Here is an 11,090-nt window from a genome sequence, read left to right as displayed (position 1 = left end):
ACCGGTTCGCTCGCGCGTTCAGCTCGCCATAGCTGATCGTCTCATCGCCGTCGACGACAGCGACTGCATCGGGATCCGCGGCAGCCTGTGTTTCGAATTGAGCGACGAGACCGGTGAACGATGCCACGCGCGCCGTGTCGTTGGCCCGCGCGAGCAGCGCGAGATCGCCGTCGTTATCCGCGGTGATGCGCCCGACGGTCTGCTCCGGATCGCGGCTGACGGCAGCAAGCAGTCGCGCCAGCGCCGCCTGCAGCCTCTGAATCTGACTTTCGTCAAAATGTTGCCGCTGATAGTTGAACACGAACCGGAGTTGGCCATCGACTCCCACGCTGACGAACAGCGGATAGTTGCTGGTCTCCAGGATCTGCGTCCGGCTGGCGCTGAGTTGTCCGTGCTTCGTCTTGAGAGCCTGATCGATCGGATAGTTCTCGAACACAAGAATGGTGTCGAACAGCTGACGCCCGGCCCGTCCGGCGAGCCGCTGGATGTCGGCGAGCGGCATCCAGCCGTGCTCACGCAGAACGAGGTTACGATCCTGCAGCTCACGCAACCAGGCGCCGACGGTCTGCTGCGGATGGGCGCGATCGACAACCGGCAGCGTATTGATGAACAGGCCGATCATCTCCTCGGCACCGACGAGGTCAGCGGGCCGGTCGGATACGGTCACGCCGAAGCACACCGTGTCCTGGCCGGCATACCGGCGCAGCAAGAGCGCCCAAGCGGCCTGAACGACGGTGTTGAGGGTCACCCGCTCGCGGACAGCGAACTGCTGCAGCCGCTCGCTGAGATTCGGATCCACCGCCATCGACAGAGAGCCGTGACCGGCGCCGACGCTCTCACCGGCTGACGTCAGCGCGCTCGGCTCGTCGAGCTGCGCGAGCGCAACGCGCCAGAATGCAGATGCCGCATCATGATCTCTCGCCTGAAGCCAAGCGATATAGTCGCGATAACGCAGCCTCTGCGTCGGAAGGGTGCCCTGCTCGAGCAGCTGCATCACCTCGGCCAAGAACCGGGCCGAGCTCCAGCCGTCCATCAGGATGTGATGGTGGGTCCAGATCAGGCAGTGACGGCTGTCGTCCAGCCTGATGAGTCTGAGGCGCTGCAACGGCGGGCGCGACAGATCGAAGCCATCCGCGCGCTCGCGCCGCGCAATTGCGCTCAGCGCATCCTCCAACGCCGCGGGAGTCAAGCCGGCCAGGCGCCCCCGCCAGTCTTCCTCGACAAAGCGGATGTCTGCGCGGCGATAGACGATCTGCTGCGGCGATCCCGCCAACTCTCGCCATCGGAAGCCGGTGCGCAAGACGTCGTGGCGATCAGTGACCACCTGCCAGGCGGCATGCAGCTTGTCAGAATCGAGGCCGCAGATCTCGGCCGTCAGCTGGTTGACGTAGAGGCCCGTGCCGTGGTCATGCGCTGCATGGAACAGCATGCCCTGCTGCATCGGCGACAGCGGATAGATGTCCTCCACCTCGCGCCAATCCAGTGCGAGCACATCGAGCTCGGCCTGGGTCAGCTTCGAGAGCGGCACATCGGACGGCGTCAGGCCGTGGACATCGCTCGCACAGTGATCGAGCATCTCCTTCAACGCGGCCTTGAAGCAATCCGCCAGTTCAATGACACTCGCGGTGCGATAGCGCTTGCGGCTGAAGCCGAACGACACTTTCAGAAGGCCACCCTGCACGCGGGCATTAATGGCGAGGTGGTGCCGCAATGGGCTCGACGCGGCACGTGAAGGGCCGGCACTTTCCGTCGCGCTGGCGAACAACGCAGCATCGCCGGCGTCGCCGTCCACCTGACCCAGATAGTTGAAGCCGATCTGCGGCTCAGAACCGGCCGAGAGCGCCATGCGTTGCGCGTCGGAGCCGAGATAGCGCAGGAGGCCGTAACCGAGACCCCAGTGCGGCACCGCGCGCAGCACCTCCTTCGTCGCCTTGATCAGCGACGCCGGATTCTCGCCTCCTCCGGCGAGCCGTACGGGGAACGCGGTCGTGAACCAGCCGATCGTCCGCGAGAGGTCGAGGCCGGCGCCAATGTCCTCGCGGCCATGACCTTCGAGCTCGATCACGATGTTCTCTCGGCCCGACCATTGCCACACCGCGCGCGCCAGCGCCGACAGCAGGATGTCGTTGACCTGGGTTCGATAGGCCGCATGGACCGGCCCGAGCAGACGCCTGGTCAGATCGGCCTCGAGGTCCAACGTGACCTCGCATGCATCGGCGACCGTATCGCGTACGTCAGACGCGTTGTCGCACGGAATGACGCTCGTCGATCTTGCGCGCGCCCAATATTCGAGCTCCGCGGCGAGCTCGTCGGAGCCGGCATGCGCGTGCAGCGCGGCGCTCCATTGTGCATAGGCATGAGTCTTCGGCGGCAACACCACCGCCTGCTCTCCGCGGGCGAATTGCTCATAAGCCGCAGCCACATCCTCCAGCAGCACACGCCAGGAGACGCCGTCGATGACGAGGTGATGAATCACGAACAGCAGCCGCTGCTCGCCCATCGGCAGATCCATTCCGACGACCCGAACGAGAACACCTCTTGTCAGCGAGAGGCTCGCCTGAACTTCCGTGGCGAGCGCCGTCACCGCGTCGGCATCGGCGACCTCGCATGACCAGAACAACTCGGAGAGGGCAGCCGACGAGTCGTGATCCGCGTGCCAGATGCCGTCGACGCGGGCGAAGCGCAGCCTCAGTGCGTCATGCCGGGCGACGACAAAAGTGACCGCGCGGCGCAGCGTATCCCACTCCAGCCGCCGACGGGGCCGCAACAGCACCGCTTGATTCCAGTGATCCGGGACCTGCAGCTCCTGCTCGAAGAACCTGAGCTGAATCGGCAGCAGCGGATGCGGACCGGCAACGCGGCCTTGCTCGGCATGAGTCGTGGACTGCAGCTCGCGACGGGCCTCCCGCGCGAGAGCCTCGAGCGTCTGATGCTTGAAAACATCGCGCGGCTCGATCGCCAGACCGACGCGGCGCGCGCGGCTGACCATCTGCAGGGAGATGATGGAGTCGCCGCCGAGCTCGAAGAAATTGTCGGTGATTCCGATCTCCGGCTGGCTCAGGAGCTCTGCCCAGATCGCGGCGAGCGCGATCTCGTTCGGCGTTCGCGGCGGGACCCGGCCAGTCGCATCACCCATCTCCGGCGCCGGCAGCGCAAGACGGTCGACCTTGCCGTTCACCATCAGCGGCAGACGGTCGAGCACGACGATGCGCAACGGCACCATGTAGTCCGGCAGCTCGACGGCCAGCGCCTCGCGGAGCACGGCGCCGTCCAAGGCCACATCACCGCTCACATAGCCGATCAGTTGGCGTGCTTCACCGATCTCGCGCACGATCACGGCGGCGGCGCTGACAGCAGGCTGCTGCAGCAGGCGCGCCTCGATCTCACCGAGCTCGATGCGGAAGCCGCGGACCTTCACCTGATGGTCGGCCCTACCGACATAGTCGATAGCGCCGTCGCTGCGCCATCGTGCGAGATCGCCGGTGCGGTACAGCCTCGCCCCCGGCAATCCGAAGGGATCGGCGATGAAGCGTTCCGCGGTCAGCGGAGCGCGACCGAGATAGCCGCGCGCCAGCCCCGCGCCACCGATGTACAGCTCGCCGGTCGTTCCCTCATCCACAAGGTTGAGGTCGGCATCGAGGATGCGCAGCACCGTTCCGGGAATGGGATATCCGATCGGCACCCGCCGCCCGCCCACACTCGAGCAATTCCAGAACGTCGCATTGATGAGGGTCTCGGTCGGCCCGTAGCGATTGTCGAAACGGACGGACGGAAACGTTGTCCGAACCTGATCCATGAGCTGGACCGCGAGCGCCTCGCCGCCGGAGAACAGGCGCTTCAAGCTCGTACACCGCACCGCTTCCGGCTCGGCGATGAATTGAGCCAGCATCTGCGGGACGAAGTGCAGCGTGGTTACGCCGTAGGTCGTGATCGCGTCGATCAAACGCTTCGGCTCGCGATGCGCGCCGGGAGGCGCGATCGCCAGTCGTGCGCCGGCCGTCAACGGCCACAACATCTCCCAGACCGCGACGTCGAAGCCGAACGGCGTCTTCTGCAGCAGGGTTTCATCTGGCGCGAGCTTATATTCCGCCTGCATCCAGGCCAGCCTGTGGGCCAGTCCTTCGCGCGTGCAGGCAACGCCCTTGGGGACGCCAGTCGAGCCCGACGTATAGATCACGTAGGCGAGATCTTCGGCATGGGCGGGGAGCAAGAGGTTCGACCGATCGCTTTCGGCGGGTTGGCCGCAATGGGCCGCGTCGGTCACAATCACATCGATCCCCCCCGCGACATTCGTCGCGGTGAAGCGGTCTTTCAGCCCCGACATGGTCAAGATCATCCTGGCGCCGCTGTCGCGCAGCATCGCCATCAGTCGCGGATGAGGATAATCGGGATCGAGCGGGAGATAGACCGCGCCAGCCTTTAGCACCGCGAGCACGGCAACGATCATGTCGATGCTGCGCTCGAATGCGAGCCCGACCAAGGCATCCCGAGCGACACCACGGGCGCGAAGCTGCCGCGCCAAGCGGTTGGCGCGTGCGTTCAGCTCGGCATAGCTCATCGATGAATCATCGGTCACGAGAGCTATCGCAGCCGGACGCCTCGCCGCCTGCCGCTCGAACTGCGCCACGACGTCGAGAGCTGCGTCCTGGACGGTCTGCGCAAGAGGGCCCCCGCTCCAGCCGAGCACACGTCGTATCAGGCTGTCGTCCAGGCCATGCAATTCGGCCAGCGGACGGTCGCCAGCGTCGGTCATCCGCGCCAGCAGATGGGTAAACGCCGTCTGCATCCGCTCGATCTGCGCGCGATCGAAGCGGCTGCGGTCGTAGCGGAAGCCCAGCTTGATGCCGGAAGGCGCGACGAAAGCGGCGATCGTCAGCGGATAGTTCGTGATCGAGATCTGCTCGACGCCGCTGGTGCGTGGACCGTCTCCCGGCTGATCGCGCAGCACATCGGCGACCGGATAATTCTCGAACACAAAGAGCGTATCGAACAGCGCACGACCGGCGCGACCGGCGAGCCGCTGGATCTCGTACAGCGGCATCCAACCGTGCTCGCGCAAATCCACGTTTGCAGCCTGCAGGGCGCGCAGCCAATCGCCGACGAGCGTCTCCGGGCTCGCGTCATCGAGCACAGGCACCGTGTTGATGAACAGGCCGACGATGTCCTCCACGCCGGCGATCTCGGGGGGCCGCCCCGAGATCGTCGCACCGAAGCTGACAGCGCTCCGGCCGATGATCCGCCGCAACAGCTGGACCCAGGCGCCTTGCAAGATCGTGTTCAAGGTCACCCGCTCGCGCCGGGCGGCGGCCAGCAGCCGTTCCGTTCTCGTCGCGTCGATGACGAGATCGATGGAGGCATGGCCCACCGCAACCTCTTCGGGTCCGCCCAGCGCATCGACCAGCAGACTCGGCTCCTCCACCGAGGCGAGCCATCGCGACCAGAATGCGCCTGATGCCTCCCGGTCCTGCCGGCTCAGCCACGCGATGTAGTCGCGGTATCGTCCTCCCGCCGCGGGAAGCGTCGCTGCACGAACATGCTGCATGATCTCTGCGATCAGCCGCGCCGCGCTCCAACCATCGAGCAGAATGTGATGATGCGTCCAGATCAGCCGATGTGCGTCATCGCCAAGCGCAACCAGACGGACGCGCTGCAGCGGCGGCCGTGACAGATCGAAGCCGGCCTGGCGTTCGGCCTGCGCGAGGGCCGCCAGCGCGCTCTCGCGCGCGGCGCCATCCATTCCCGCCACCTGGTCGCGCCAGTTCTCTGCAACGAAAGGCACCGCAACCTGACGAAATACGAGCTGCTGCGGCGTGCCGGACAGTTCTCGCCAGACGAAGGCGCTCCGCAACACCGCGTGGCGTGCGGTCACAGCCTGCCAGGCCGCCTGCAGCCTCGATGCATCGACACCGCTGATGTCGACCGCGATCTGACTGACATAGCTGCCGCTGTCAGCATCACGCAACGCGTGGAACAGCATGCCCTGCTGCATCGGCGACAACGGATAGATATCCTCGATGTCGCGCCAGTCCTGCACGGATCCGAGAAGGTCGAGCTCCGGCTGGCTGAGGCGCGACAACGGAACGTCTGACGGTGTAATGCCGCTTGCGCCGCTGGTGCAATGCGCCACGACCTCGCGCAGCGCAACCGCATAATGGTCCGCGAGCCGCTGGACGGTGGCGCGGCGATAGCGTTTCCGACCAAAGCCGAACGTGAGCCGCAGCTCGCGGTCGAGCACCTGGCCGTTGATGCTGAGCCAGCGGCCCAGCGGCGCGCTGGCGCTGCGCGATGGCCCGGCACTCTCCGGCGCGATGCTGAACGCGCTTTCCGGGCCAAGGCTCGAGCCGAACTGACCGAGATAGTTGAAGACGATGCGCGGCTGTGCACCGTCCGCCAAGGCGGCGCGTTGCGCATGAGTGCCGCAATGGCGCAGAATGCCGTAGCCGAGCCCGCGCCACGGAATGGCGCGCAGCTCCTCCTTGATCGATCTGACGAGCGCCGCATCATCGCTCCCGCAACCCGAGAGCCGGACGGGAAAGGCGGTCGTGAACCAGCCGACGGTCCGCGACAGTTCCACGCCCTCGAAGATGTCTTCCCGGCCGTGGCCCTCCAGCTCGACGAGGACGTCATCGAGCCCGCTCCAGCGTCCGACTGCCCTCGCCAAGGCGGCAAGCAGGAGATCATTCACCTGCGTGCGGTAGGCCGCCGGTGCGTCCTTCAACAGCTTCGTGGTCAGGTCCGCATCGAACGCGACAACAACCTCGTCGCCCTCGGCGACCCGATCGATATCGCGATGGTCATCGTCGCAGGGCAGATCGCACGGAACGGTACGCGACCGCCAATATTCGAGCTGATCCGCCAGCTCTGCGGAAGAGGCGTGCTGTTCGAGCCTCCTGCTCCATGATCCCACCGATTGGCTCTTCGGCGCCAGCACGATCGCCGCGGCACCTTGCACAGCCTGTCCATAGGCCGAGGCGAGATCCTCCAGCAGAATGCGCCAGGATACGCCATCGACGACGAGATGATGCACGACGATCAGAAGCCGCTGGCTTCCATCACTGACGTCCATTCCGACCAGCCGGAGCAGCGCCCCCTGCAGCGACAGGCTCGCCTGCGCGGCTGCGGCGACCGCCGCGATCTCCGTTGCATCGGCGACGCTGCGCGTCCAGAGCAGGTCGGCGGCAGACGGTGCCCCGCCATAGGTCGCCTGCCACTCACCATCGACCTCGGCGAACTGCATCCGTAGCGCATCATGCTGCGCCACGACGGCTGCAGCGGCCCGGCCAATCGCCTGCCAGTCGAGTCGCGCCTTCGGCACGAGCAGCACGGCCTGGTTCCAGTGATGCCGCTCGCCGGCGTCTTCGTCAAAGAAGCGACGCTGAATCGGCAACAATGGTACCGGCTCGTGATCGTTCTCGGCCGGTCGTAGGCCGACATCAGGAGCATGGTCGCGCCTTGCGACACGCGCCAGTTCCTGAAGCGTCTGATGCCGGAACAGATCGCGCGGTTCTATCAAGACGCCGCGTTGACGGGCACGTCCGACCACCTGCAGCGAAACGATGGAGTCGCCGCCGAGCTCGAAGAAATTGTCCGTCAGTCCGACACGCGCATGGCCGAGCAACTCGGACCAGATCGCCGCCAAGGCCAGCTCCGTCCCGGTCTGCGGAGCCACGTAGTCCGTCCGGGCCGCGGGATGGGCGGGAAGCGGCAGGGCCTCGCGATCGATCTTGCCGTGAGACGTCACCGGCATCTGCGCGACGCGCATGATCTGCGCTGGGACCATGTAGTCGGGCAGTTCTTCGAGCAGGGCCGCCCGCAACTTGCTTTCGTCGAGAGTGCTATCGCCACAGACATAGCCGATGAGCTGCTCACGTCCGGCGATCTCACGCGCGACGACCACGGCCGCCTGTACACCGCTCTGCTGCGCCAATCGCGCTTCGATCTCGCCGGGCTCGATGCGAAAGCCACGGATCTTGAGCTGATGGTCGGAGCGCCCGACATAGTCGATCACGCCATCATTACGCCAGCGGGCCAGATCGCCGGTGCGGTACAGCCTCGCGCCCGGCTCGCCATACGGATCTGGAATGAAACGTTCAGCCGTGAGTGCCGGACGATTCCAATAGCCGGTCGCCAGCCCTTCGCCCCCGATGTGCAACTCGGCGGTGACTCCGACCGGCACGATGTTGAGATCGCAGTCGAGGACATAGGCCGAGCGGCGTCCGACTGGACGGCCGATCGGAGCGTAAGCGCAGTCGATCTCGGCCTCCGCGTTCACTTTCCAGACCAGCGGCGTGACGACGGTTTCGGTCGGACCGTAGCCGTTGATCAGCTTGCGTGGTTGCAGCGCGCGCCGGACGTTGTCGAAGCCCGACTTCGGCATCGCCTCTCCACCGAACGAATACAGCGACACCGGCGGCGGATTGCCGCACCATGCCGCGAAGTCGGCGAGCTGTTGCAAATAGGCCGGCGGAAAACCCGCATTCGTGACATTCTGCGCGCGCATGACCTCCAGGGTCTGCTCGGCCGACCAGAGATCGGCGTCACGCATCACCAGCGCAGCACCGCAGCTCAGCACGGTCCAAAGCCGCTCATGCGCGCCATCAAAGGTGAAGGAGAGAAAGTGCAACTCGCGCGACTGACGATCCATCTCGTAGAGCTCGGCCGTGACCTCGCAATGCATGGCGAAAGGCCCGTGGGCCACGGCGACGCCCTTCGGCACGCCGGTCGAACCGGACGTGTAGATGACGTAGGCCAGGCTCTGCGGATGAACGTCGATTCCCGGATCGGTCCCGCTGCCGTCGTAGGGAACAGCGCCGACGTCAACAGCGCTGATCCCCTCCATCCCGGACCATTCGCTCAAACCGGCCGCCGCGGCCAGCACAACGCGCGCACCCGCGTCGCGAACCGTCGCGGACTGCCTCGCTGGCGGATGATCAGGGTCGAGCGGCAGATAGGCCGCGCCGGCCTTCAACACCGCAATGAACGCCGCGACCAGATCGGACGAGCGCCGCATCGAGATGCCGACGATCTCGCCAGGCCGAACGCCTCGCGCGATCAGATGCCGCGCCATTGCGTTGGCACGCTGGTTGAGCGCTCCATAGCTGATCGTCTCCGTCCCGAAGATCAGCGCCGGCGCATCAGGTCGGTCCTTGCCATGCTTCTCGAACATGCGATGCACCGGGAGGAACGGCGTCACGGCGGCGGTGCTCTCGTTCCACCGACTGACGGTCTCGCGTTCGACCTCCGACCGGAAATCGATGGTCGCGATCGCGCGCGAGGGGTCGTCCGCCATCAGCTCCAGGATCGCACGCCAATGTATCGCGAGCCGCTCGATCGTCGAACGATCAAACAGCGCTGTCGCGAAGGAGAACAGCGCCGAAATGTCGCCCGATGGCAGCTCCTCGCTGTCGAGGGCAAGATCGAATTTGACGGTCTCGATCTCGGGCGCGATCGGCTCGATCTGCAACTCGGTCCCAACGTCGATTGGGGAGTGATCCCCGCGGCGCTGATGGTTGTAGAGCACCTGGAAGAGCGGGCTCTGGCTCAGGCTACGCTGGGGCTGCAGGGCGTCCAGCACGCGTTCGAGCGGAACGTCGTGGTTCTCTTGAGCCTCGCGCGTGGCGTTGTGGACGGCAACGATGAATTCGGCGATCGTGCGTCGCGTGTCGATCTGTGTGCGCAGCACCTGCGTATCGACGAGCAGGCCGATCAGCCGCCGCGTCTCGGGCCGGTCCCGGTTGGCCATCGGAACTCCGACGCAGAGATCGGACTGCCCGCTGTAGCGATGGAGCAGCAATTTGTAGGCTGCCAACAGGACGACGAAGATGGTCGTCTGGAGTCGCTGCGCGACTGCTCGCAGGCGGTCAGCCAGGGGAATGCCGAGCGCGCCACGCACGGCATCGCCGGACTGATCGGCCTCGGCGGTCCGCGCACGATCGAGCGGCAGCTGCAGCATCGCCGTGTCGCGAAGACGGCCGGTCCAATAGCCGAGCTGCCGTTCGCCTTCGGCGGCGCCGGCCCACAGCCGCTGCCACACGGCGAAGTCGGCATAGTCGATCTCGGGCGCGGGCAGCGGGCGGACCTCGCCTCGCGCCTCGCAACGATAGAGCTGCCAGAACTCGTCGATCAGCACCTGTAGCGACCAGCCATCAGCAACAATGTGATGCAGCGTGACCGCGAGGATGTGATCCTGCTCGCCTAGCGCCAGCAGGGCCGCACGCAAAAGTGGACCGTTCTCGAGATCGAACGGCAACGCAGCCTGCTCGCGCCGCACGCGAGCCACCTGCTGCTCGCGGTCGGCTCCGCCGAAGATGATCCGGCGCAGTTCTACGGGCTGCGGCGCGCCGATGATCTGCTCCGGCTCGCCGCCTTCCTGCCGGAAGACGGTGCGGAGCGCGGCATGGCGGATCACCAGGTGATCGAGAGCCCGTTGCAGCGCGTCAACATCGAGGCGGCCGCGAAGGCGGATCGCGAGAGGCATGTTATAGGCCGCACCGCCGGGGTCCATCCGCCAAAGAAACCAGAGACGGGCTTGAGCAAACGACAGCGGGGACCGCTGCAGCTGCTGACGCGCGATTGGGAGGATCGACAGATCGATGCCCTTTGCAGCGAGCTGTGTCAGGAAGGCGCGCTGTTTCGCAGGATCGAGCGATGCGAGCCGCCGCGCGATCTCGCTGAGCTGCTGATGCTGGAGTCCGGATTGATCATTCATCGGCAAGCTCGACTTCCTTGAGCAGATCGAACATCGCGGCGATGTCGTCGCCGCGCCTGGCTTCTGGCGGATCGACAGCCAGCGCGGATGCGATCCGCTCGATTGTCGTCAGCTCGAACAGCCGCTTCAGCGGCAGATCCCGTCCGAGATCGCGCCTGATCCGGCCGACGAGCTGAACCGCAATCAGCGAATCGCCACCGAGCTCGAAGAAGTTGTCGGTGACGCCGACCTCGTCCTGGTGCAGCAGATCGGCCCAGATCGCGGCGAGCGTCGCCTCGGTCGGATTGCGCGGCGCGACGCGCACGCGCTCGGCCAGCGCCGCATCCGGTTGCGGCAGCGCCTTGCGGTCGATCTTGCCGTTCGGCGTCAGCGGCAGCTGGGA

At 65.9% G+C, this 11,090-nt stretch carries 3 protein-coding genes and 1 pseudogene; 1 reads left to right on the top strand and 3 read right to left on the bottom strand.

The features are described 5' to 3' along the window. Together BRAO375_RS39055 and BRAO375_RS25875 are read right to left on the bottom strand one after the other, a co-directional pair. A partial coding sequence (locus tag BRAO375_RS39055; RefSeq protein WP_502688961.1) for a condensation domain-containing protein occupies nt 1–2,803 on the bottom strand: 2,803 nt, incomplete at its 3' end. Between the two features lie 162 nt (nt 2,804–2,965). Further along, nucleotides 2,966–10,504: pseudogene (locus BRAO375_RS25875) on the bottom strand (amino acid adenylation domain-containing protein); the annotation flags it as partial. Between BRAO375_RS25875 and BRAO375_RS39050 the strand changes: the two are divergent. After that, nucleotides 10,397–10,729, top strand: a complete 333-nt coding sequence (locus tag BRAO375_RS39050) for a hypothetical protein (RefSeq protein WP_502688962.1) — start codon at nt 10,397–10,399, stop codon at nt 10,727–10,729. The pseudogene BRAO375_RS25875 and the gene BRAO375_RS39050 overlap by 108 nt on opposite strands. Here BRAO375_RS39050 and BRAO375_RS25870 read toward each other — a convergent pair. Next, a partial coding sequence (locus tag BRAO375_RS25870) for a phosphopantetheine-binding protein (RefSeq protein ID WP_035642217.1) occupies nt 10,701–11,090 on the bottom strand: 390 nt, incomplete at its 5' end. The two genes, BRAO375_RS39050 and BRAO375_RS25870, sit on opposite strands and share 29 nt — an antisense overlap.

The organism is Bradyrhizobium sp. ORS 375, assembly GCF_000239775.1.
GTDB lineage: Bacteria > Pseudomonadota > Alphaproteobacteria > Rhizobiales > Xanthobacteraceae > Bradyrhizobium.
Note: the sequence above shows the minus strand (reverse complement) of the source record. Positions and strands in the feature narration are given on the sequence as shown.